Here is a 22,378-nt window from a genome sequence, read left to right as displayed (position 1 = left end):
GCCAGGACTCCATAACGGAGCCTGGCTTTTTTCATGGGCTGAGTTAAGCAATCAGATCCAGTTGTTCATGATGGGAAAGCGCTCATCACTCGGCGTTGAGCAGGGCCTGCATCGCCGCCTCGGCCTGTTCCCGGCTTTGTTCTTTGGTAGGAGCCGTCGGCTTCGCCGATTTCGCAGGCTGAGCCGCGGCCAGCGCCTTTAACTTTTTTTCTGCCGCCTGCAACTGAGCCTGGGTTCTGGCCAGCTCATCCTGGAGCCTGCTATCGGCTTTCGCCACTGGCTCGGCCTTGGCCGCCGGGCCGTCCACCTCCATTGGCAGCAGGGCTGAGGGCGGGGCTTCGGTGTTATTTGATGCCGGCGCCAGGGCTTGTCCGAGGGCAGATTGGCCGGTTTTGGCCGTCGCCGTGCCGGCGGCGCTTAACCAGTCTTGCATGGCGCTCGGCCAGACGGCGGCATGGCCGGTATGGGATTCACTGAATACCTTGGTCTGCTCTTCGGTATTGAGCAAGACCGCCATCTGGTTGGTATCTGAGTTCCATACCAGTCCGGCTTTTTCACTGTCTTGCTGCGGAGTATAACGGGACATCACATAAAACAGCGGGCCTTCCTGCTGCAGCTCGCTGGCGGTTTTCAGCAAATTGATCGTGGTGTCGTAATGGGGGCCGAGCAGGCCGGTCATCCGGGTCTTGATCACCGGTTGTTCGAACAGGTTGGTGGTGTTCGGATCCAGCCCGACCATGGGTTTGAGCAGGGCCCACATCAGCTGGCCCGGCCCCATGGCCAGTAACGGTGCTACACAGGCGGTTAGACTAAGGCTTAAAAGCGTTACTTTAAGCAGGGTTAAGATACGCATCTGAGAATCCACATAAGGTATTGATATAAAAGACTTACCTGTTCGAGTCTGTACTTCTATAAAGACACTCGGCAACGGGCGGGCGCAAGTTAACATAGATCGAGTAAAAAAGAGCCAGGTTGCAGAAAAAATAGTTGGCGCCGGAGCCGCCGCAATACCGCCGAGCCCGGTCATGCGCTTGGCTGGGACCTCTCAGGGGCAGGAACTGACGCCCGACATAAGCTGGCGTAACTCCCGCGACCTTCATGACTTTAGTGCTACTTTTTGGCATGCTTGGCGGCCGTTAACGTCGCCAGGTATTCCCATGAAAAAACTGCCCCTGTTATTGCTGAGTCTGTTGCTGGCCGGTTGTGGCGAGGAAGAACAAAAGCATATCCATTTACTGAGCGGCGATTGGGATCTGGCGCTGGCGTCCAGCCATATGGCCAAGGCGGCCCTGGAGCAGGCGGGATACAGCGTCAGCGTGGAGCTGGCCAATCCGGGGCAGATCTGGTCCCGGTTGGCGGCCGGCGAGGCCGATGCCAGCTTGTCGCTGTGGATGCCGGAAAGCGGCGGGGCCTATGTCGAGCGCTTCTTCGATCGCCTGCATGATCTGGGGCCTAATTATCCGACCCTGCGCCTGGGGATTGCGGTGCCGGAAGGGGCGCCGGTGCACAGCCTGGAACAGCTTGCGGGCAGCGGTTATGGCGCCGGCCAGATTGTCGGCATAGACGCCAGCCACGGCATCATGCCGATGACAGAGCAGGTGTTGGCGCTTTACGGGCTGGATGACTACCGGCTGCTGTCCGGCTCTGTCGAGGCTTATCGTCAGCGGGGACAGGCCGCCATTGATACCGGGCAGGAGTTGTTGTTGATCGCCTGGCAGCCGGATCGCCTGCTGATGAGCGGCAAGCTGCGCCTGCTGGCCGATCCCAAGGCGGCCTTCGCCACCGGTGAACGGCCCCATACCCTGGTGCGTCGGGGTCTGGAGGACTCGGCACCCCGGGCGATGGAGGTCCTGGCCAGCCTGGGCTGGCAGCAGCAGGATGTGGTCTTTATGTTTGAGCGGCTCAACCAGGGCCACGATTTCTCCCAGGCGGCGAACCTCTGGCTAAAGCAGTACTAACCGTGCTCGGGTCGTTTAAGGTTTTTTTCTTTTCCTGCGGCGGACCAGCCAGGCGAGCGGGGCGAATAGCATCAGCGCCAGCAGCCAACCCTCGAAGGATGCTTCGTCCCCCCGTAACGCAACATTAACCGGCTCTGCCAGGCCTGCGTCGTCTGCTCCCGGAGCCATGCCACCCTGAGCCTGATGCCCCCCGGAGCTGTGACCCCTCCCGCCTGGCCCATCCCCCGGGGACGTTTGCCCGGCTAGGGGCCCTGTCTCTCCTGTACCCGAACCGGTTTCGGATGCGGCTGTGTTGCTGCTGCCCGTTGGGAAGGAGCCGACGCCGTTGTCCGCGCCCGCGTTGTTGCCCGGTGAGGACGGGTCTCCGGCGTTGTTGTGCGAGCCCATGTTGCTGCCCGTTGGGGAGGAGCCGGCGATGTTGTCCGAGCCTGTATTGCTGCCCGTTGGGGAGGAGCCGGCGATGTTGTCCGAGCCTGTATTGCTGCCCGTTGGGGAGGAGCCGGCGATGTTGTCCGAGCCTGTATTGTTGCCCGTTGGGGAGGAGCCGACACCGTTGCCCGCGTCCGCGTTGTTGCCCGATGAGGTCGAACCGCCGCCGTTGTCCGAGGCCGCGCCGTTACCTGACGAGCCTGAATCCTTGCCTGCTCCGGAGCCGTTATCCTGATCATTGATCTGCTGAATAGCCACCACAATACCCATAAGGGTGTCGCCAATGGCCTTGCTCAAACCCTGGAAGCTGGTAACGACCACCAGGGCGAGTAACGCTCCGGCGATGGCATACTCAACGGTGGTGAGGCCAGACTGCCTCGACACTCTCCCATCCATGGGGGTATTCCTTGACATGATTTTCTTTGTTATGAGTCTAGGCAATACCCCGGGACTAAGGTAGCTAAATGGGGGAGGGGTCGTGACCGGAAGCGAGCGGCTGTTTGATGGGAATGATGGAGAAATAGCGAGTTAAAAGCAAAAAAGGCGCCAACCCATGCAGGTCAGCGCCTTTAAATTCAATGTCTTAACTGATTGTTATCAGTTCATGCCGTACTTTTTCAGCTTCTTGCGCAGGGTGCCGCGGTTGATGCCCATCATATTGGCGGCGCGGGTCTGGTTGCCGCGGGTATATTGCATGATCACGTCCAGCATGGGCGCTTCGACTTCGGCGAGGACCAACTCATACAGCTCGGTTACTTCCTGGCCGTTGAGCTGGGACAGGTAGTTGCGCAGGGCCTGATCGACCGAGTTACGCAGCGGGCGTTGGGTCGGCTGCTCGGAAGACGGAGATTTTGTAGTAGTAACCAGTGCATCTGAAGTCGGAGTTTGTTCGAACATATTCGGTCTGCTCTTCTTTTGTTCGTTAAGCTATATTCGCGAAATACTGCTCCAACGCGCCGAGCTGTTGCTGCGGCTCGTCGAGAGCGTTGAAATCATTGCGAAAGTCACGGCCCGCGTCACTCTCTTGCAAGTACCAACCCACGTGTTTTCTGGCGATCCGAACGCCCAGTACCTCACCGTAAAACGCATGCAGTGCGGCAACATGTTCCCGGATCATCGCCCACTCCTGGTCCTTAGGAAGCGGTACGGGTTTGGTGCCCTGCTCAAGGTAGTGGCGGATTTCTCTAAAAATCCAGGGCCGTCCCTGGGCCGCCCGGCCAATCATAATGGCATCGGCGCCTGTGTAATCCAGTACAAAACGCGCTTGTTCCGGGCTGCCGATATCCCCGTTGGCAATCACGGGGATAGAGACGGCTTGTTTTATCGCCCTGATGGTGTCGTATTCCGCTTCGCCTTTATACATGCAGGCGCGGGTACGACCGTGCACGGCTAAGGCCTTAATACCACAATCTTCGGCGATACGGGCGATATGCACGCCGTTGCGGTGTTCAGGATCCCAGCCTGTACGAATCTTCAGGGTGACGGGCACCTCGACTGCAGCCACCACGGCACTGACGATATCTCGCACCAGCTCCGGGTATTGCAGCAGGGCAGAGCCCGCCAACTTCTTGTTCACTTTCTTTGCCGGGCAGCCCATGTTGATGTCGATGATCTGGGCACCCTGGTCGACATTGACCCGGGCCGCCTCGGCCATCAACCCAGGATCTGAGCCGGCAATCTGTACGGAGCGGATCCCTGTTTCCCCTTCATGATCCATACGCCGACGGGACTTGTCGGACTGCCACACCCTGGGGTTGGACGACAGCATTTCCGACACCGCCATACCTGCGCCCATGCGCAGGCACAGGGTTCGGAAGGGCCTGTCGGTCACACCGGCCATCGGCGCCACCAGCAAGGGTGCGGACAATTTGTAAGGACCAATTTCCATGAGGATTCAGTTATCACGGCTCAAGGGCGCGTATCTTACGCATTTTTTGGGGAGCTGAAAAGGTCACAAATTGACCGTGTTGGAAATTTTTATAAGTCAAGGCCGGGGATGTGGTTGTGCGCAAAAAATCGGCCCGTTCCGGCTAATAAAAAAGCGTTGTTGAACTTGGCGCCGGGGATAATTGCCCATCGGCAGGGTTATCCCGGCGCCGGCGGTTACAGTGGGCGTTTCACGCCGCTTAAACGGGCCCATTCTTCCCGCAGGCCGGGCGTGGTCATCTCGAACCACTGGCCGTAGACCTGATTCAGGCCGTCGGCCTGGGTCTCCAGTATGCCCGACAGCGCCAGCAGGCCGCCGGGCCTGACCAGCGAGCTTATCAAGGCCGACAGCTCCTTGAGCGGACCGGCCAGGATATTGGCCACCACCACATCGGCTTCCAGGCCCGGGGGCTGATCCTGGGGCAGATAAACGGACAGCCGGTCGGCCACGCCGTTACGCTCGGCGTTGTCGCGGCTGGCCAGCAGCGCCTGGGGATCGATATCGATGCCGATCACTTCCTTGGCGCCCAGCTTTAACGCCGCCAGTGCCAGTATGCCGGAGCCGCAGCCGAAATCGATCACCGTCTTGCCTTCCAGCTGCTGACCATCCAGCCACTCCAGGCACATGGCAGTGGTCGGATGGGTGCCGGTGCCGAAGGCGAGGCCCGGATCCAGCATCACATTGACCGCCTCCGGATCCGGCACGTCACGCCAGCTGGGACAGATCCACAACCGCTTGCCGAATTGCATGGGATGGAAGCTGTCCATCCATTCCCGTACCCAGTCCTTGTCTTCCAACTGCTCGACCTTGTAGACCAGGTTCTTATCATAGATGCGGCGCATGAAATCGATGATGGGGGCCGGATCGGTTTCGGCGTCGAACAGGCCGACCACCACGGTGTGTCCCCACAGCAGGGTCTCGCCGGGCAAGGGCTCGAACACCGGATTATCCTCGGCATCCATATAGGTGACCGCCTGGGCGCCCTGGCCCATCAGCATGTTGCTGACCTTGTCGGCGGTTTTTTCGGTGGCATTAATGCGAATTTGTATCCAGGGCATGGCGCTACTTCATCAAGGCGGTAAAACGGGGATTCTAACATTGGTCGTGCGTGCTGTCCTGCTGGCGGGGAGCGGAACACAAAGCGGTAAGCCGTAAGTCCGTATCTTGGCACGAGTCGGCTTGTTGTATAAAGAGGCAGCAGGGTTGCCTCCCCGACACGCTTAAAGTACGTCCATGTCACGCTCAGCACATGACGTCCCTGTCATGTGACGGTCGGCTGAGGCAATCCCTGCAACCTCTCTATCAAGGGCGGCCGAACAGGGCTCGTACCGAGGCGGTTGGCGCTGGCGTCGAGAGCGAGCCGACCACATAGGCCAGACCCGACAGCAGCAGGCTTGGCACTATGGCGTGCAGTCCCAGCAGCTTGATGCCGAAGGTGGTCAGCAGGCCATAGCAGACGGCGCCGGTGAGCATGGACGCCAGCGCCCCCGTGCTGTTGCCCCGCCACCAGTACAGGCCGAGCACCAGCGGCCAGAAAAAGATCGCCTGCAGGGCGCCGAATGCCAGCAGGTTCAGCCAGATGATCATCTCCGGCGGGCTGAGCGCCGCCCACAGCACGATCAGGCCCAGCGCCAGGGTCACCAGCCGGCTGGCCCGCCTGATGGCGGTGGGGGAAGGCGGGGTGCGACTCAGGTAGTTGAGGTACAGATCCTTGACCAGGGTGGCGGAGGCCTGGATCAGCTGGGAGTCGATGGTCGACATGATCGCCGCCATGGGGCCGGCCAGGAACAGGCCGGCGACGATCGGCGGCAGCACCGCCAGCATCAGGGTGGGCATCACCTTATCGGGGACATCCAGGTCCGGCAGCAGCGCCCGGCCGAGGGCGCCGGCGAAGTGCATGCCGAACATCAACAGGGCGCCGACCAGGGTGCCGATGATGATCCCCCTGTGCATGGCTTTGCTGTCTTTATAGGCCAGACAGCGCACCGCCGAATGTGGCAGGCCGATCACCCCGAAACACACCAGTACCCAGAACGACAGCATAAAGGACATGCCGAGAAAGCCACCCGGCCCCCGGGGCTGCACGAGGCCGGGGTCGATGGCGGCCAGTTGTGCAAACATGGCAGGTGCGCCGCCGCCGGCGTGCAGCACCCCGGCCAGCAGTACCAGGGTGCCCAGCAACATCAGCACCCCTTGTACCGCGTCGGTGACCACCACGGCCCTGAAACCGCCTACTAGGGTATACAGCAGCACGGTCAGCGCAAACAGGATGAGTCCGCCCTCATAGGGCAGGCCGGTTACCGTCTCCAGCAACCGGGCGCCACCGATAAACTGCACCACCATGGTCGCGACGAAGGCCGCCAGCAGCCCGAGGGCCGCCAGGAGCACCACCAGCGGGCTCTGGTAGCGGGCAAACAGCATATCGTTGATGGTCAGCGCCTCGACCTTGCGGGCGATATGGGCGAACTGTTTGCCCAGCACTCCCAGGGTCAGCCAGACGGTGGGAACCTGGATCATCGCCAGCAGCACCCAGCCCAGACCCATGCGATAGGCCGCCCCCGGGCCGCCGATAAAGGACGAGGCCGAGGCATAGGTGGCGACCATGGTCATCGCCAGCACAAAGCCGCCCATGGTGCGGTTGCCGAGGAAATAATCCTGCACGAAGCTGCCGCTGACCGGGGCCCGGCTCAGCCAGAAGCCCAGTCCCAGCATGGCGCACAGATAGACCACCAGCGGGATCAACAGCTCAAGATTCATCCTGTGCTCCTAATGCCACTGGGGTAAAGTATCGCCATATCATCAGCGCGCACAGCAGGATAAAGGCGATGGGATTAAACACACAGCTCAGCAGAAACCATAACGGCCAGCCGGCCCAGCGGGCGTCGGCGGGGATCAGGTAGGCGCTGACGGACCAGCAGAGCAAATATAAACAGGCCAGGGCCACGCTCAGCCGGGCTTCGCAACGGGCGATGGTAAAGATATCGGTCATATGACTCCCCTTGATAAGGGGGCGAAGCATAGCAAAACAGCGGAAATTTCGGGATAGCGGCGGGGAAATCAAACGGCGTCTTGAAGGGAAAGCTGAACCTGTATATAGGAGGCTAACCGACGATCGGAAAGCCTGTTGTCGGCGAGAGGGATTAGCTCAGCCGCGCCAGGGATGGCGCGGCTGAGCGTACATGGATGTATTAACAGCGAGCCGGTGGAGCTAGACCCTTTACCGACATTTACGATATGTAAATCGGCGCTTAATAAAAACGGCGCCTTTTGGCGCCGTTACTCTGGGGTGATTACAGGCCCAGCTTTTTCTCAAGGTAATGAATGTTGGTTCCGCCGTTGCGGAAGTTTTCATCACTCATGATTTCTTTATGCAGCGGGATGTTGGTCTTGATGCCGTCGATCACCAACTCGTTGAGGGCATGCTTCATGCGCGCGATGGCGATATCACGGTTTTCACCGTAGCAGATCAGCTTGCCGATCATGGAGTCGTAATAGGGGGGGACCTTGTAGCCGGCATAAATATGGGAATCCCAGCGCACACCCAGGCCACCCGGTGAGTGGAAGCGCTTGATCTCGCCCGGACTCGGCACGAAGGTCTGGGGATCCTCGGCGTTGATGCGGCACTCGATGGCATGACCACGGACCACCACCTGATCCTGGGTGATGGACAACGGCTGGCCGGCGGCGACACGCAATTGCTCCTTGATCAGATCCACCCCGGTGATCATTTCGGTGACCGGATGCTCCACCTGGATACGGGTGTTCATCTCGATAAAGTAGAACTCGCCGTTTTCGTAGAGGAATTCAAAGGTACCGGCGCCCCGGTAGCCGATGTCCACACAGGCGCGGCAGCAGCGATCACCGATAAATTTGCGCATTTCGGCGGTAATACCCGGCGCCGGCGCTTCTTCCACCACCTTCTGATGGCGACGCTGCATGGAGCAGTCCCGCTCGGCCAGGTGGATGGCGTTGCCCTGGCCGTCGGCCAGCACCTGAACCTCGATATGGCGCGGATTTTCCAGGAATTTCTCCATGTACACCATGTCGTTGCCGAAGGCGGCACCGGCCTCGGCCTTGGTCATGGCGATAGCATTTTCCAGTTCGCTTTCGGCGCGGACCACCCGCATGCCGCGGCCGCCGCCGCCACCGGCGGCCTTGATGATCACCGGGTAACCGATACGCTTGGCGATGGTGGCGTTGCGCTTGGCGTCACCACCGATGGGGCCGTCGGAGCCGGGCACACAGGGTACGCCGGCTTTCTTCATGGCCTCGATGGCCGATACCTTGTCGCCCATCAGGCGGATGGTATCGCCGCGGGGACCGATAAAGATAAAACCGGACTTTTCCACCTGGTCGGCAAAGTCGGCGTTTTCCGCCAGGAAGCCATAGCCGGGATGGATGGCGATGGCGTCGGTGACTTCGGCGGCGGCGATGATCGAAGGAACATTCAGGTATGACTGGCTGGCCTGATTACCACCGATACAGATGGATTCGTCGGCCAGCAGCACATGCTTGAGTTCACGGTCTGCGGTGGAATGAACCGCCACTGTCTTGATCCCCAGCTCCTTACAGGCGCGCAGGATCCTAAGTGCGATTTCACCGCGGTTGGCGATGACTACTTTATCCAGCATGAGGCATCCTTACTCTATGATGAACAGAGGCTCGTCGAACTCAACGGGCATGCCGTTTTCGGCAACAATGGCCTTGATCACGCCGGACTTGTCGGCTTCGATCTGGTTCATCATCTTCATGGCTTCAACGATGCACAGGGTATCGCCGGCTTTCACGCTCTGGCCAACTTCGGCAAAGTTCTTGGCACCCGGGCTGGGCGCACGGTAGAAGGTGCCCACCATGGGAGAGCGCATCACATGACCGCTGACTTCGGGCGCGGCTTCGGCTACCGGAGCCGCGGCGGCTACCGGGGCTGGGCCCGGGTTGGCAGGTACAGGGGCGGCCTGCATCTGGTAATGGGGCATGGCCATGGTCGGAGCGGCGCCATAGCGGCTGATGCGAACGGACTCTTCACCTTCGGAAATCTCCAGCTCGGCGATGCCGGATTCTTCTACCAGTTCGATCAGTTTCTTGATTTTACGAATATCCATGGGCGTTCTCTTTTTGTGTGAGTGCTGTGCTGAATTAACGGCGATCCAGGAAACGGGCCGCCGCCTCAAGGGCAAAATCGTAACCATCGGCACCCAGGCCGCAGATCACCCCCACCGCCTTGTCGGACAGGTAGGAATGATGGCGAAAGGGTTCGCGGGCATGCACATTCGACAGGTGCACCTCGATAAAGGGGATCTTGACCCCCAACAGTGCATCGCGAATGGCCACGCTGGTATGGGTAAAGGCGGCAGGATTGATGATAATAAAGTCCTGCACTCCCATGGCCTGGTGGATGGCGTCTATCAACAGATGTTCCGCGTTGGACTGCAGATGGCTCAAGTCGATACCCCGCGCCGCGGCCTGCAGCCCCAGGCGGTCGACGATGTCCTCGAGGCTGTCCTGACCATAAATGCCCGGCTCACGCAGCCCCAGTAGGTTGAGGTTGGGGCCGTTGAGCAACAGAATGCGGTATTTATCGGTCATAATGCGGCAATCCTCGTCGATCTTGTTGAGTAAAACAAGTAGTGCGCAGAGCCTAGCCGGTTTTGCCCCCTTTTGGCAAATAAAATCCGAAGGCCAGACGCAACGGGCCCAATTATAGTGACTTCGTGAAAATTGGCAGCAAATTACTGGTCTAATGACTGGGGGATACGGGATATAGCCGGGTTTGCGGCGGTTGTCCGGTCAGAATCTGTCCCTATGTTACAAAAATCCGGCTCTGGACTGGATGCGGAAGGGATCTCAGGTAAGGAAAATCGTGTTGCTTGTCGGCGAGTGTAGCGAATTTTCGGGGTTGTTAATAAAAAAACGCCGCCAAACATTGGCGGCGTGAAAGTTGGCCTTATGGTCAGGCGTGGCGGCTGCGCTCTTCTATCAGGCGCTCGACCACACCCGGATCGGCCAGGGTTGAGGTATCCCCCAGGGAATCCGTTTCGCCGGTGGCGATCTTGCGCAGTATGCGACGCATTATCTTGCCGGAACGGGTTTTGGGCAGGCCTTCGGCCCAGTGGATGATATCCGGGGTGGCGATGGGGCCGATTTCCTTGCGCACCCAGTCTTTCACTTCTTTATGCAGCTCGGCGGAAGGCACTTCGCCGGCGTTGAGGGTGACATAGGCATAGATGCCCTGGCCCTTGATTTCGTGGGGCACGCCGACCACGGCGGCTTCGGCTATCTTGGGATGGGCCACCAAAGCCGATTCGATTTCGGCGGTCCCCATGCGGTGTCCGGAGACGTTGAGCACGTCATCCACCCGGCCGGTGATCCAGAAATAGCCGTCTTCGTCACGACGGGCGCCGTCACCGGTGAAATAGGTGCCGGGGAAGGTGGAGAAGTAAGTCTGTTCGAAACGCTCATGATCGCCGTAGACGGTGCGCATCTGACCCGGCCAGGAGTCGAGGAGCACCAGGTTGCCGTCGGTGGCGCCCGGCAGCTGATTGCCTTCACCGTCGACCAGGGCCGGTTGCACGCCGAAGAAGGGGCGGGTGGCCGAACCCGGTTTGAGGTCGGTAGCGCCGGGCAGGGGGGTGATCAGGATGCCGCCGGTTTCGGTCTGCCACCAGGTGTCGACGATGGGGCAACGCTCGTCGCCGATCACCCGGTAATACCACTCCCAGGCTTCCGGGTTGATGGGCTCGCCCACCGAGCCGAGCACCCGCAGGCTGGCCCGACTGGTGTCGACCACCGCCTCATCGCCCTTGGCCATAAAGGCGCGGATCGCGGTCGGGGCCGTGTACAGGATATTGACCTGGTGCTTGTCGACTATTTTGCTCATACGGTTGGTATGGGGATAGTTGGGCACGCCTTCAAACAACAGGGTGGTGGCGCCGTTGGCCAGCGGGCCGTAGAGCAGGTAGCTGTGGCCGGTGATCCAGCCGACGTCGGCGGTACACCAGTAGATATCGCCGTCATGGTAGTCGAACACATACTTGAAGGTCATGGCCGCATAGACCAGGTAGCCGCCGGTGCTGTGCAGTACCCCCTTGGGAGTACCGGTGGAGCCGGAGGTATAGAGGATAAACAGCGGGTCCTCGGCGTTCATCTCTACCGGCGGACAGTCGGTGCTGGCCTGGGCGGTAGCCTCATGCCACCAGAGATCCCGGCCTTCTTGCCAGTTGATCTTGCCACCGGTTCGGCGATAGACGATGACCTTTTCAATGGAGCTGACCTTGGGATTGGCCAGTGCCAGATCCACATTGTCCTTGAGCGCTACGGCGCGGCCGCCCCGCAGGCCTTCATCGGCGGTGATCACCACCTTGGCATTGGAGTCGACAATGCGGCTGGCCAGGGCGTCGGGGGAGAAACCGCCGAACACCACCGAGTGTACGGCGCCGATACGGGTACAGGCGAGCATGGCGACGGCGGCCTCGACCACCATCGGCATATAGATGCTGACCACGTCACCCTTTTGTACGCCCTGGGCCTTGAGCACATTGGCAAAGCGGCAGACCTGCTCATGCAGCTCGCGGAAGGTCACCTTTTTGTCGTCGTCGGGGCTGTCCCCTTCCCAGATGATGGCGACCTCGTCGGCCTTGGTGGCCAGGTGGCGATCGATACAGTTGGCAGACAGGTTGAGGGTGCCATCTTCATACCATTTGATGCTGATATGGCCCGGCTCGAAGGAAGTATTCTTCACCTTGGTGTAGGGTTTGATCCAGTCGATGATTTTGCCCTGCTCGCCCCAGAATGCCTCGGGGGTGTCGATGGATTGCTGATAAAGGGCCTGATAGCCGGCATCATCCAGCAACGCATCCTTGGCAATGTGTGTTTTTACCGGATGGACCTTAACTTCACTCATTATTCCGCTCCTTGGTGTGTAACCATTGGTTAACAAGGTGACCCAGAAGGTCGTTTCACTCAATTAGACTTTCGGCTAAAAAGCAACATGCTGGCAATACTATACAAGCAGTTGTTGCGCCCATGTTGATGAATTTCGCCAAGTTGACCAGCCCGGCGCATCGACTGGCCAGAAAATGACTCATCGGCCGCACCGGATCCGGTGGGAGATGCGTCAGCGGCCCGATTGTCGACCGTCGTCCACCTTACAGCAGCAACTGCTCGGCAAAATAAATCACTATCAGGTAACGCAGCCCCTTGCCGATAAATACCAGCGCCACGAACAGCGGCAGCCGCACCTTCATGATGCCGGCGATAAAGGTGAGTGCATCGCCGCCCACCGGCGCCCAGGCGAACAACAGGGACCAGATGCCCAGGCGCTGAAACCAGTGCTGGGCCCGGGCCAGCTGATCCGGTTTGACCGGAAACCAGCGTCTGTGCTGGTAATGGAGCAGGTATTTGCCCAGCCACCAGTTGACCACCGAGCCCAGGGTATTGCCGGTGCTGGCCAGGACCCACAACAATACGGCCGCGTCGGGCTGGCGGGTGAGCACCGCGGCCAGCACCACCTCGGAATAGAAGGGCGCTATGGTGGCGGCCAGCAGGCTGCTGGCGAAGACGATAATAAAATCAAACATCCAGTGGCTCCGGTACTGACTGGTCGGCGAGCCGGACCAGCTGCCGGAACAGGCGGCGCTGGTGGGCCAGGTAGGGCAGGTACTCGGGGTGCCACTGCACGCCCAGCAGATAGTGGTCGCCAGTGGATTCGACCGCCTGCACAAAGCCGTCCAGATCCCGGGCGGCTACCGCCAGTCCCTCGCCCAGGCGATCGATGGCCTGATGATGCAGGCTGTTGATGCGCCACCTGGGTTGTTGCACTATGGCCTGCAGGTGACCCTGCCGGCAGCCGACGGCGGTCTTGCGCGCCAGTGGCGTGCGCCGGTTGGAGGTGTGCCGGCGCAGCGGGCGTATATCCGGGTGCAGGGAGCCTCCCAGCACCACATTGAGCAGTTGGGCCCCCCGGCAGATGCCGAGCACCGGCAGCCGGGTGTGCAGGGCATGCTCAAGCAAGTCGATTTCAAAGGCGTCGCGTACCGGATCACTGGGCGCCCTGCCGGTATCGGCGCCGTACAGGCTGGGGTCGATGTCGTCGCCGCCGCCGATGATCAGGGCCTGCAACTGGTCTCTTTTATGTTGCTGGAAGGTATTGGGGGTCAGATGCAGGGCGCGCCCGCCGGCCAGCCTGATGGCGCAGCGGCTCGCCCACCAGGCCAGCGGCAGCCGGCTGTCGGGGCCGGTGACCCCAATCAGCGGAGCCATTGGACGACCTTGGTTTTCCAGGGGGCGATAAAGTCCGGTGTCAGGTTATCGAGGTGGGCGAGATAATGGCGGCACACCTGGTCCAGTCGGGCGCTGTCGTTGGCCAGGGATTCGACCTGCAGCCAGCCGTCCCAGGCGTGTTGCAGGCTCCAGTCCGGGTTGTCGATATCCGAGTTGGGCAGCCGGTAGTGCAGGGTGGGACGCTGACTGACCTTGTCGTCCCGCACCGCCCGGCGCACCTTGTGCTCATCATGCCAGGCCAGTATCGGCAACAGATCCATGGCCCGGTTACGGCTGGCGTTGTCGGCTAGGTAGTCGTCGGTGAAACGGGCCAGGTCGGGCCAGTAGCCCAGAGCCAGGACCTGACGGCAATAGTCCTTGCCGAAGGCGCGGATAAAAGGCGAAATCTTACGGGCGGGGGCAAAGGCCTCCCGGCTGTCCAGCCAGTCGTGCAGGCACAGGTAGGCCTTGAAATAGCACAGCAGGGTCTCTGCCGATAGATCGGGCAGCTCCGGGTTGAGGTGCAGGCCAAAGGCATAATGCAGGGCGTGGCGGGTACCCTTGGCGCCCATTTGCCGTAGCCGGGTAAACAGCCGGTCGAGCTGTTCGAGTTCATTCACCGGCAGCGGCGGGCTGATCACCTCCAGGGGAGCCAGCTGATGGGCCAGCTCGCCCAAGATGTCGGTCGCGGCCTGTTCCAGTTCACCCGGTTGCTGCTCGGCCTGGGCCCGGGCCAGGCGTTTCAGATAGTCAAAGTCCAATTCCGTCCTGAAGGTACCGAAGGGACCGTCGACGATTTCAATTTCATAGGCCGAGATCGGCCTGATCTGCCCCCCCAGGGTATCGGCAATCGCCCGGGCCAACTGGGCCAGGCTCAGCCCAGTCAGCTCCAGCTCAACCCCTATCCGACGTACCCGGCCGTCACGGGTGTGCAGGATCTCGGGCAACCACAGCGGCATGATCAGGCTCCTTCCATAGGATTTAGGGCGTTTTGCTCAGCCAGAAATACAGTCCGAATCCCAGCCAGCTCAACAGCAGTAACAGCCAGGGGAGCCAAGCACGGTAGGGAGAGTCGGTATCCTCGGGCACTTCTTCGGGGGCAAACGACTCGGACAGACTCGCGTCCTGATTGTCCCTGGCCTGCTGTTTCCTGGCCTTGTCGGCGGCACGGGCCCTGGCTTTTTGCTGTTTCTTGTATTCTTCAATGCCTTTTTGGATGCCTTGGGCAATCAGTCGGGTTTGTTCCTTGCTTTGCCCGGGTTTCTGGGTCGCGCGGGCGATGCGCCCGGCTTCCTCCTGGGTCTCGGGAGACGCTTCGGATCGTTTGTGTTTAGCGTATCGCATCTATTCCGCCACATTATTCAGATAATGCAGATCCATGCTGAACATGGCCTGCAGCAGGTCGGCGGCGGCACTGTAAAAGCCGCCGCCGTCCCGCTGATGACAGGCCTCGACGAATACCGGCAACCAGTCGAGCAGCAGTTGGTTGGCCAGCTCCCGCTGGCTATCCAGCAGTGCCAGACGGGCACTTTCCTGACCGGTTTCGCAGGAAGCCAGCGCCAGGGTTGCCATCATTTCCAGCTGGTTACATAGATTCAGGGGGTCGTCATCCGGCAGCCGGGTGCCGTGTTGTTTCAACAGCACCGACATCAGGATCAGCGCCTCATCGTCGGCTTGGGCCAGGCGGGAGCTGTCCAGCAGCGAAGGGGTTCCGGCGAACAGCTGCTGGTATTGGCGGCTCAGGCTGGCATGGGGCTGCGGCCGTTGTAACACCCGGCCGGCCTGGATACGGAAGGCTTCGGCTGCCTCTTTCATCGGATCCAGGGTGGCCAGGCTTGTTAAAAAAGCATGCATATCGTGACCGTCAAACTCCTGGATCTCATCTTCTGCCAGGGGCGCGGCAAACAGGGCGGTAAACCAGTAATACAGTTCAGCGCGGCGGTGGGAGGTAACCATGAAGTCTTGCATATTCTCCTCGGCATCTGGGTGGGGCCTGGCCCGACGGTCTTTCGTGGAGCCAATACTCGCAGGCGGCAGTCAATGCCCTCATTCTAGCGAGTTTGGCCACCATATTCATATGCGGCAGCAAGGTAAAGCACACGGCCGGGTTAGACGTGCGAGTGAACAGATTATGTGCACATTTAAACTTTTTGTGAAGTTTTCAACAAAAAGGTGAAAAAATGTTGAGAAGCCTCGATCTGGGACTAGGCCGGAACGCCTTCTGGGGGTACACTCTCATTTTCAGTGACAACCCCATAAGTCAGGAGAAACGGATGTTAAAGCGTGAGATGAATATCGGCGATTATGATCCACAACTGTGGCAGGCCATCAGCGATGAGACTCGTCGTCAGGAAGAGCACATCGAGTTGATCGCCTCTGAGAACTACACCAGCCCGCGCGTGATGCAGGCCCAGGGTTCCCAGCTCACCAACAAATATGCCGAAGGCTATCCGGCCAAGCGTTTCTACGGTGGCTGTGAATACGTCGATATCGTTGAAGAGCTGGCCATCGAGCGTGCCAAGCAGCTGTTCGGCGCCACCTATGCCAACGTGCAGCCCCATTCCGGTTCTCAGGCCAATGCCGCCGTGTTCATGGCCCTGGTCAAGCCAGGCGATACCGTGATGGGCATGAACCTGGCTCATGGTGGTCACCTGACTCATGGTTCTCCTGCCAACTTCTCCGGCAAGATGTACAACATCATCCCCTACGGCATCAATGACGCCGGCGTGATCGACTACGAAGAAATGGAGCGTCTGGCGGTTGAGCACAAGCCGAAGATGATCATCGGTGGTTTCTCCGCTTTCTCCGGTATCGTCGACTGGGCCCGCATGCGCGAAATCGCCGACAAGGTAGGCGCCTGGTTCATGGTGGACATGGCTCACGTTGCCGGTCTGATTGCCGCCGGTCATTATCCGAACCCGGTTCCCCATGCCCACGTGGTCACCAGTACCACCCACAAGACCCTGGCCGGTCCCCGTGGCGGTCTGATCATTTCCGGTGCCAACGATGAAGAGCTGGAAAAGAAACTGAACTCGGCGGTCTTCCCCGGCGGTCAGGGCGGCCCCCTGATGCACATCATCGCCGCCAAGGCCGTGGCCTTCAAGGAAGCCTTGGAGCCCGAATTCAAGGAATACCAGGGACGGGTCGTCAAAAACGCCAAGGCCATGGCCGACGCCTTCCAGCAGCGCGGCTACAAGGTGGTTTCCGGCGGTACCCACAACCACCTGTTCCTGCTGGATCTGATCGACAAGGACATTACCGGTAAAGAAGCCGACGCCGCCCTGGGCCGCGCCTTCATTACCGTCAACAAGAATGCGGTGCCCAACGATCCGCGCTCGCCCTTCGTGACCTCCGGTATCCGTATCGGCACCCCGGCGGTGACCCGTCGCGGCTTTGACGAGGCCGATGTACGTGCACTGGCCGGCTGGATCTGCGATGTGCTCGACGACATCAACGATGAAGCCACCATCGCCCGGGTGAAGGAGCAGGTGCTGGAAATCTGTCGCCGTAAGCCGGTTTATGCCTGATATCGACGCTAAGCGGTAATCGCTGTCAATGCCGGCCTCGTGGCCGGCATTTTTATTGATAGGGCCCGCGAGGCTTGGCGCCCGGCCTCGGCTATGGCAAGCTTACCGCCAGTTAATGAGACCGGGTTTCGATTTTTCCCTATGGAGGCACCATGCATTGCCCCTTCTGTAACGCGAGCGATACCAAGGTAATCGACTCCCGCCTGGTGGGCGACGGCCTGCAGGTACGCCGGCGGCGGGAATGCAATGCCTGCAAGGAGCGTTTCACCACCTTTGAGACCGCCGAACTGGTGATGCCCAGGGTGATTAAGACCACGGGCGTGCGTGAACCCTTCAACGAAGACAAGCTCGAGGGCGGCATGCTGCGCGCCCTGGAAAAGCGCCCGGTGAGCACCGAGGCCATCGAGCAGGCGATCAGCCGTATTGAGTCCCAGCTGCGCGCCACCGGTGAGCGGGAGGTTCCTTCGGAGCTTATCGGCAACCTAGTGATGGAAGAGCTCAAGCAGCTCGACAAAGTCGCCTATATTCGTTTCGCCTCCGTATACCGTTGTTTTGAAGATCTGCGCCAATTCGGCGAAGAAATAGCCCGACTGGAGCAATAAGTGTTCACCGAACAAGATGCCCGCTGGATGGCTCGGGCCCTGGAGCTGGCCCGCCTGGGCCGCTTTACCACTTCCCCCAACCCGGCCGTGGGCGCTGTGCTGGTTCAGGGCACCGAGCTGGTCGGCGAGGGCTATCATCGGCAGGCCGGTGGGCCGCACGCCGAAGTTTTTGCCCTGTGCCAGGCCGGCAGCCGCGCCTTGGGCGCCACCGCCTATGTCACCCTGGAGCCTTGCTCCCATCATGGCCGCACCCCGCCCTGTGCCCAGGGGCTGATCGACGCCGGGGTGGCCCGGGTGGTGGCGGCCATGGTGGATCCCAATCCGCAGGTGGCCGGCCGTGGCCTGGCGATGTTGCGTGAGGCCGGCATAGAGGCCGAGCACGGCCTGATGGCCGCCGAGGCCGCGCGGCTCAATACCGGCTTTATTCACCGGATGCGAACCGGCCGTCCCCATGTCACGGTCAAGCTGGCGTCGAGCCTGGATGGCCGCACCGCCCTGGCCAATGGCCAGAGCAAATGGATTACCGGTCCGGATGCCCGGCGCGACGTGCACAAGCACAGGGCCTTGAGCTGCGCCGTCTTGTCCGGCGCCGATACGGTGCTGGCCGACAATGCCTCGCTCAATGTGCGCTGGACTGAGTTGCCCGCCTCGCTGCGCGGCGATTACCCACAAGACCGGCTGCGCCAGCCGCTGCGGGTGATCATCGACGGCCAGAACCGGCTGACCCCGGATCTGGCGCTGTTCAGCATCCCCGAGCCTATCTTGCTGGTGAGGGGGGGAGTCAGCGGCGGTCTGCCCAAATGGGTGGAGGAATGCGTGCTACCGCTGTCCGCCGACGGCAAGGTGGCGCTGGGCGCCTTGCTCGACGAGCTCGGCCGACGGCAGCTCAACTACCTGTGGGTGGAGGCCGGCGCCCGCCTGGGCGGCGCGCTGCTGACCCAGGGGCTGGTGGACGAGCTGATCCTCTATCAGGCGCCGAAATTGATGGGCAGCCAGGCCAGGGGGCTGTTTGAGCTGCCTTGCTTTGACGCCATGGCCCAGGTGCCCGAGCTGCAGCTTTCCGACTGCCGCCGGCTGGGCCCGGATATAAAAATAACCGCTAAGGTGAAAAACTGATGTTTACCGGCATAATCGAAGCCACCGGCACCCTGGCCGCCGTCAGCCGCAAGGGCGGCGAGTCGGTGGTCAACATACATTGTCCGCAGCTGGATCTGTCCGACGTCAAGCTGGGAGACTCCATCGCCACCAACGGCGTCTGTCTGACGGTGACCGAGCTGGGTCAGGACTATTATTGCGCCGATGTGTCCGGCGAGACCCTCAGCCGCACCGGTTTTGCTGACTATCGACTCGGCCAGGCGGTGAATCTGGAAAAGGCCCTGCTGCCGACTACCCGCCTGGGGGGACATCTGGTGTCCGGCCATGTGGACGGGGTGGGGCGGGTCAGCAAGCGTACCCAGCTGGGGCGCACCCTGGAGTTGTGGGTGCACGCCCCCGTTGATCTGGCCCGCTACATCGCCGAAAAAGGCTCCATTACCGTCGATGGCATCAGCCTGACGGTCAACGAAGTTTCGGGCTCGGCCTTTAAATTGACCCTGGTGCCCCATACCTTAGCGGGAACCACACTCATGGAATGGCAGGTGGGCCGCAGCGTCAACCTGGAAGTTGATCTTATTGCCCGCTATCTGGAGCGTCTGCTCGCCGGTAATCCGGAACAGAGCGGCGGGCTGACCCTGGCGACCCTGGCTGCCAGCGGCTTTATGAAATAAACGGGAGAACAAGATGGCGTTAAGCAGTACCCAGGAGATTATCGAGGATATCCGGCAGGGCAAGATGGTTATCCTGATGGATGACGAAGACCGGGAAAATGAAGGCGATCTGATCATGGCCGCCCAGCATGTGCGTCCGGAAGATATCAACTTCATGGCCAAATACGGCCGGGGGCTGATCTGCCTGACTCTGACCGAAGCCCGCTGCCGTCAGCTGGATATTCCCCAGATGGTCAGCCGGAACACCGAGCAGTTCTCCACCGCCTTTACCGTATCGATCGAAGCCGCCGAAGGCGTGACCACGGGTATTTCCGCCGCCGACCGCGCCCGTACCGTGCAGGCCGCCGTGGCAGCCAATGCCAAGCCGTCCGATCTGGTGCAGCCCGGTCATGTGTTCCCGCTCAAGGCCCAGAACGGCGGTGTCTTGACCCGCGCCGGCCATACCGAAGCCGGTTGCGATCTGGCGCGGCTGGCCGGGGTTGAACCCGCTTCCGTGATCGTCGAAATTCTCAATGAAGACGGTACCATGGCCCGTCGCCCGGACCTGGAGAAGTTTGCCGAACAACACGGCATCAAGCTGGGGACCATCGCCGATCTGATCGAATACCGCAACCAGAATGAAACCACCATAGAGCAGGTGGCACGTTGCACGCTGCCCACCGAATACGGTGAGTTCGAGCTGGTGACTTTCCGCGATACCATCGACAATCAAATCCATTTCGCCCTGAAAAAAGGCGAGGTGAAGGCCGATGAACCGACCCTGGTACGGGTGCATATCCATGATGTGTTTACCGATGTGCTGCTGTCAGACCGGACCACGGCCCGCACCTGGCCGCTCGCCAGGTCGATGGAGCGCATCGCCAACGAGGGCGGAGTGCTGGTGATCCTGGGTAAAGAGGAAACCCCGGATCATCTGTTGTCGATGGTGCGCATGTTTGAAGCGGTCGACAAGGGCGAACGGCCCGAGGGCGCCAAATGGCAGGGGACTTCTCGCCGGGTGGGCGTGGGCTCACAGATACTGCAGGCGGTGGGGGTGGGCAAGATGAGGCTGCTCAGCTCGCCCAAGCGCTACCACGCCTTGGCCGGTTTTGGCCTGGAAGTGGTGGATTACATTACCGAGTAAAGGGGTAAGCCGGCTTACCCCGGCTTGAGACATAAAGGGTAACAAGGAGTAGCCAGGCAGTGATCAGGGTAAGTGTACTGTATACCAATAGCGAAGGTTGCCGGTTTGATATGGATTACTACCGTGACCATCATATTCCCTTGCTGCGGGCGCGGCTGGGAGAGGTATTGAAACAGGTGACGGTAGAGCAGGGCATCGGCGGCGGCAGGCCGGGAGCCAGCGCGCCCTACCTGGTGATGTGCCACCAGTTGTTTGAGTCGGTCGAGGCTTTTCAGAATGCCATCGCCCCCCATGGCGCCGAGATCATGGCGGATGTCGCCAATTTTACCGATATCAAGCCAAAGATACAGTTCAGCCGGATCATCCTGTAATTCCGCAGCAGCTGTACCGTTATCCGGGCCCTGTCGGTCCTGATGGTCTGAACAGTAAATAAACCCATGGGCGGCCTTTTAGCCGCCTTTGTTGTGATTGTTCATCAAGCAAGGAAATCCTGTATGGCAAGAATATTGGGACCGGGCGACTTTATCGATATGCCCTGGAAAAATGGCGGCGGGGTAACCCGGGAGCTTTACCGCCTTGCCGGGGCGGAGGGCGGTGATGCGTTTGATTTCAGGATCTCCATGGCGAAGGTGGGACAAAGCGGCCCCTTTTCCTTTTATCCGGGCATCGATCGGGTGCTTATGCTGGTCGAGGGCGGCGGCTTCAGGCTGAATTTCGCCGATAATGATGCTGTGTCGCTGGACAGGCCGTTCGAGCCGGTGTTTTTTACCGGGGAGCAGGCCATTCAATGCGACTTGCTGTCGGCAGAATGCCTGGATTTTAATGTGATGACCAACCGGGATTGGGGCCGGACAGAGGTGGATGTACACCGGTTGAACGTGCATCAGGCCTGCCGCTTCGAGGCCGAGGCCCGGGTTTTTCTGTACCTGCATGGCACCGAGCCCCGGCTGATCCTGTTGGAGCCGGGCGAACGCTATGAGTTTACGGCCTCCGAACCGGCCATAGTGGTTGAAATACGGGTGTTTACCCACCAATGATCAGGAGCAGCAGATGAGCCATTTACCCTGCGTAGAACGTGAAAGCGGTCCCAACCCGGATGCCAGCGTGATCTGGCTGCATGGCCTGGGCGCCGACGGCCATGATTTCGTCCCTATCGTCCCCGAACTGCGGCTGCCCGAGGGCAGCGCGGTACGCTTTATCTTCCCCCATGCCCCCCGTATCCCGGTGACCGTCAACGGTGGCCATGTGATGCCCGCCTGGTACGATATCCTGGCGATGAGCCTGGAGCGGGAAGTGGACCAAGTACAGCTACGGGCCTCGGCCGCGGCGGTACGGGCATTGATCGAGCGGGAGCTTGCCCGTGGCATCGATAGCCGGCGCATTGTACTGGCCGGCTTCTCTCAGGGCGGCGCCGTCGCCTACGAGGCGGCCCTGGGCTATGACAAGCCATTGGCCGGCCTGATTGCCATGTCCACCTATCTGGCCACCGCCGACAGCCTGGTGTGCGACCAGGCCAACAAGTACCTGCCCATTCAGATCCTGCATGGTGTCCAGGACGGCGTGGTGCCGGAGATATTGGGTGAGCAGGCCTGCCAACAATTACAGCAGCTGGGTTTTGTGCCCGAATACCATACCTACCCGATGGAGCACAGCGTCTGCGCCGACGAAATTGCCGATATCTCCCGATTCTTAGGGCATTGCCTGCGGTTGTAAGGCGCGTTTATCTGTTGCAAATGCCGGGCCCTAACGCCGATGCGCCATCGACCCATCCTTGGCGCAGAGGATCTG

The 22,378-nt window shown here is 60.4% G+C and carries 25 protein-coding genes; 9 read left to right on the top strand and 16 right to left on the bottom strand.

Annotation, left to right across the window (positions count from 1 at the left end; genetic code table 11):
- Positions 1 to 85: 85 nt before the first annotated feature.
- A complete protein-coding gene (locus ABD806_RS08130; RefSeq protein WP_344956724.1) occupies positions 86 to 853 on the bottom strand; it encodes a hypothetical protein in 768 nt (255 codons plus the stop codon).
- Between the two features lie 304 nt (positions 854 to 1,157).
- Between ABD806_RS08130 and ABD806_RS08125 the strand changes: the two genes are divergently transcribed.
- The gene (locus ABD806_RS08125; RefSeq protein WP_344956722.1) at positions 1,158 to 1,958 is read left to right on the top strand and encodes a glycine betaine ABC transporter substrate-binding protein; all 801 of its coding nucleotides are present in this window, start codon (positions 1,158 to 1,160) and stop codon (positions 1,956 to 1,958) included.
- 15 nt (positions 1,959 to 1,973) lie between these two features.
- Here the strand turns inward: ABD806_RS08125 and ABD806_RS08120 are convergent, their stop codons facing one another.
- The 15 genes from ABD806_RS08120 to ABD806_RS08050 form a co-directional block, all read right to left on the bottom strand.
- Entirely contained in the window at positions 1,974 to 2,783 is an 810-nt protein-coding gene (locus ABD806_RS08120) for a hypothetical protein (protein WP_344956720.1), read from the bottom strand.
- Positions 2,784 to 2,984: 201 nt separating this feature from the next.
- Positions 2,985 to 3,284, bottom strand: a complete 300-nt coding sequence (fis, locus tag ABD806_RS08115; protein ID WP_116473813.1) for a DNA-binding transcriptional regulator Fis — start codon at positions 3,282 to 3,284, stop codon at positions 2,985 to 2,987.
- Between the two features lie 25 nt (positions 3,285 to 3,309).
- On the bottom strand, positions 3,310 to 4,275 hold the full coding sequence (gene dusB / locus ABD806_RS08110; RefSeq protein WP_344956716.1) for a tRNA dihydrouridine synthase DusB: 966 nt from the start codon (positions 4,273 to 4,275) through the stop codon (positions 3,310 to 3,312).
- Between the two features lie 215 nt (positions 4,276 to 4,490).
- Positions 4,491 to 5,372 carry a 50S ribosomal protein L11 methyltransferase gene (prmA, locus tag ABD806_RS08105; protein WP_344956714.1) on the bottom strand — a complete coding sequence of 294 codons (882 nt, stop codon included), beginning with the start codon at positions 5,370 to 5,372 and terminating at the stop codon, positions 4,491 to 4,493.
- 244 nt (positions 5,373 to 5,616) lie between these two features.
- Positions 5,617 to 7,071, bottom strand: coding sequence for a sodium/pantothenate symporter (panF, locus tag ABD806_RS08100; RefSeq protein WP_344956712.1), 1,455 nt, complete (start codon positions 7,069 to 7,071; stop codon positions 5,617 to 5,619).
- On the bottom strand, positions 7,061 to 7,303 hold the full coding sequence (locus tag ABD806_RS08095) for a DUF997 family protein (RefSeq protein ID WP_344956710.1): 243 nt from the start codon (positions 7,301 to 7,303) through the stop codon (positions 7,061 to 7,063). Before ABD806_RS08095 ends, panF begins: the two co-directional genes overlap by 11 nt.
- 301 nt (positions 7,304 to 7,604) lie before the next feature.
- Positions 7,605 to 8,945, bottom strand: a complete 1,341-nt coding sequence (accC, locus tag ABD806_RS08090) for an acetyl-CoA carboxylase biotin carboxylase subunit (protein WP_344956708.1) — start codon at positions 8,943 to 8,945, stop codon at positions 7,605 to 7,607.
- Between the two features lie 9 nt (positions 8,946 to 8,954).
- A complete protein-coding gene (accB, locus tag ABD806_RS08085) occupies positions 8,955 to 9,416 on the bottom strand; it encodes an acetyl-CoA carboxylase biotin carboxyl carrier protein (RefSeq protein ID WP_344956706.1) in 462 nt (153 codons plus the stop codon).
- Between the two features lie 34 nt (positions 9,417 to 9,450).
- Positions 9,451 to 9,900, bottom strand: a complete 450-nt coding sequence (gene aroQ, locus ABD806_RS08080; RefSeq protein ID WP_344956703.1) for a type II 3-dehydroquinate dehydratase — start codon at positions 9,898 to 9,900, stop codon at positions 9,451 to 9,453.
- 364 nt (positions 9,901 to 10,264) lie between these two features.
- Complete coding sequence (gene acs, locus ABD806_RS08075) at positions 10,265 to 12,214, bottom strand: acetate--CoA ligase (protein ID WP_344956701.1); 1,950 nt, start codon at positions 12,212 to 12,214, stop codon at positions 10,265 to 10,267.
- 244 nt (positions 12,215 to 12,458) lie between these two features.
- Positions 12,459 to 12,890 carry a YqaA family protein gene (locus tag ABD806_RS08070; RefSeq protein WP_344956699.1) on the bottom strand — a complete coding sequence of 144 codons (432 nt, stop codon included), beginning with the start codon at positions 12,888 to 12,890 and terminating at the stop codon, positions 12,459 to 12,461.
- Positions 12,883 to 13,572, bottom strand: a complete 690-nt coding sequence (locus ABD806_RS08065; RefSeq protein WP_344956697.1) for a gamma-glutamyl-gamma-aminobutyrate hydrolase family protein — start codon at positions 13,570 to 13,572, stop codon at positions 12,883 to 12,885. Before ABD806_RS08065 ends, ABD806_RS08070 begins: the two co-directional genes overlap by 8 nt.
- Positions 13,560 to 14,531, bottom strand: coding sequence for an amidoligase family protein (locus ABD806_RS08060; RefSeq protein WP_344956695.1), 972 nt, complete (start codon positions 14,529 to 14,531; stop codon positions 13,560 to 13,562). Before ABD806_RS08060 ends, ABD806_RS08065 begins: the two co-directional genes overlap by 13 nt.
- A gap of 22 nt (positions 14,532 to 14,553) precedes the next feature.
- Entirely contained in the window at positions 14,554 to 14,916 is a 363-nt protein-coding gene (locus ABD806_RS08055) for a DUF2956 family protein (protein ID WP_344956693.1), read from the bottom strand.
- Positions 14,917 to 15,540: a molecular chaperone TorD family protein gene (locus ABD806_RS08050; protein WP_344956691.1), complete on the bottom strand. Its 624-nt coding sequence runs from the start codon at positions 15,538 to 15,540 to the stop codon at positions 14,917 to 14,919. It lies immediately after the preceding gene.
- A 305-nt stretch (positions 15,541 to 15,845) separates the two neighbouring features.
- Between ABD806_RS08050 and glyA the strand changes: the two genes are divergently transcribed.
- The 8 genes from glyA to ABD806_RS08010 all read left to right on the top strand — a co-directional run bounded on the left by glyA (position 15,846) and on the right by ABD806_RS08010 (position 22,303).
- Positions 15,846 to 17,099 (top strand): serine hydroxymethyltransferase, encoded by a 1,254-nt coding sequence (gene glyA, locus ABD806_RS08045; protein WP_344956689.1) that lies wholly within the window; start codon positions 15,846 to 15,848, stop codon positions 17,097 to 17,099.
- A gap of 152 nt (positions 17,100 to 17,251) precedes the next feature.
- On the top strand, positions 17,252 to 17,701 hold the full coding sequence (gene nrdR, locus ABD806_RS08040; RefSeq protein ID WP_116473798.1) for a transcriptional regulator NrdR: 450 nt from the start codon (positions 17,252 to 17,254) through the stop codon (positions 17,699 to 17,701).
- On the top strand, positions 17,702 to 18,817 hold the full coding sequence (gene ribD / locus ABD806_RS08035) for a bifunctional diaminohydroxyphosphoribosylaminopyrimidine deaminase/5-amino-6-(5-phosphoribosylamino)uracil reductase RibD (RefSeq protein WP_344956685.1): 1,116 nt from the start codon (positions 17,702 to 17,704) through the stop codon (positions 18,815 to 18,817).
- On the top strand, positions 18,817 to 19,467 hold the full coding sequence (locus tag ABD806_RS08030; protein WP_344956683.1) for a riboflavin synthase: 651 nt from the start codon (positions 18,817 to 18,819) through the stop codon (positions 19,465 to 19,467). The genes ribD and ABD806_RS08030 overlap by 1 nt, the downstream gene beginning before the upstream one ends.
- Before the next feature lie 13 nt (positions 19,468 to 19,480).
- Positions 19,481 to 20,590, top strand: coding sequence for a bifunctional 3,4-dihydroxy-2-butanone-4-phosphate synthase/GTP cyclohydrolase II (gene ribBA, locus ABD806_RS08025; RefSeq protein ID WP_344956681.1), 1,110 nt, complete (start codon positions 19,481 to 19,483; stop codon positions 20,588 to 20,590).
- A gap of 59 nt (positions 20,591 to 20,649) precedes the next feature.
- Entirely contained in the window at positions 20,650 to 20,961 is a 312-nt protein-coding gene (locus ABD806_RS08020; protein WP_344956679.1) for an EthD family reductase, read from the top strand.
- A 123-nt stretch (positions 20,962 to 21,084) separates the two neighbouring features.
- The gene (locus ABD806_RS08015) at positions 21,085 to 21,627 is read left to right on the top strand and encodes a HutD/Ves family protein (RefSeq protein ID WP_344956677.1); all 543 of its coding nucleotides are present in this window, start codon (positions 21,085 to 21,087) and stop codon (positions 21,625 to 21,627) included.
- Positions 21,628 to 21,640: 13 nt separating this feature from the next.
- Positions 21,641 to 22,303 carry an alpha/beta hydrolase gene (locus tag ABD806_RS08010; RefSeq protein WP_344956675.1) on the top strand — a complete coding sequence of 221 codons (663 nt, stop codon included), beginning with the start codon at positions 21,641 to 21,643 and terminating at the stop codon, positions 22,301 to 22,303.
- The last annotated feature ends 75 nt before the right edge of the window (positions 22,304 to 22,378 follow it).

The sequence above is a fragment of the Zobellella aerophila genome (genome assembly GCF_039539325.1).
GTDB classification, from domain to species: domain Bacteria; phylum Pseudomonadota; class Gammaproteobacteria; order Enterobacterales; family Aeromonadaceae; genus Oceanimonas; species Oceanimonas aerophila.
Note: the sequence above shows the minus strand (reverse complement) of the source record. Positions and strands in the feature narration are given on the sequence as shown.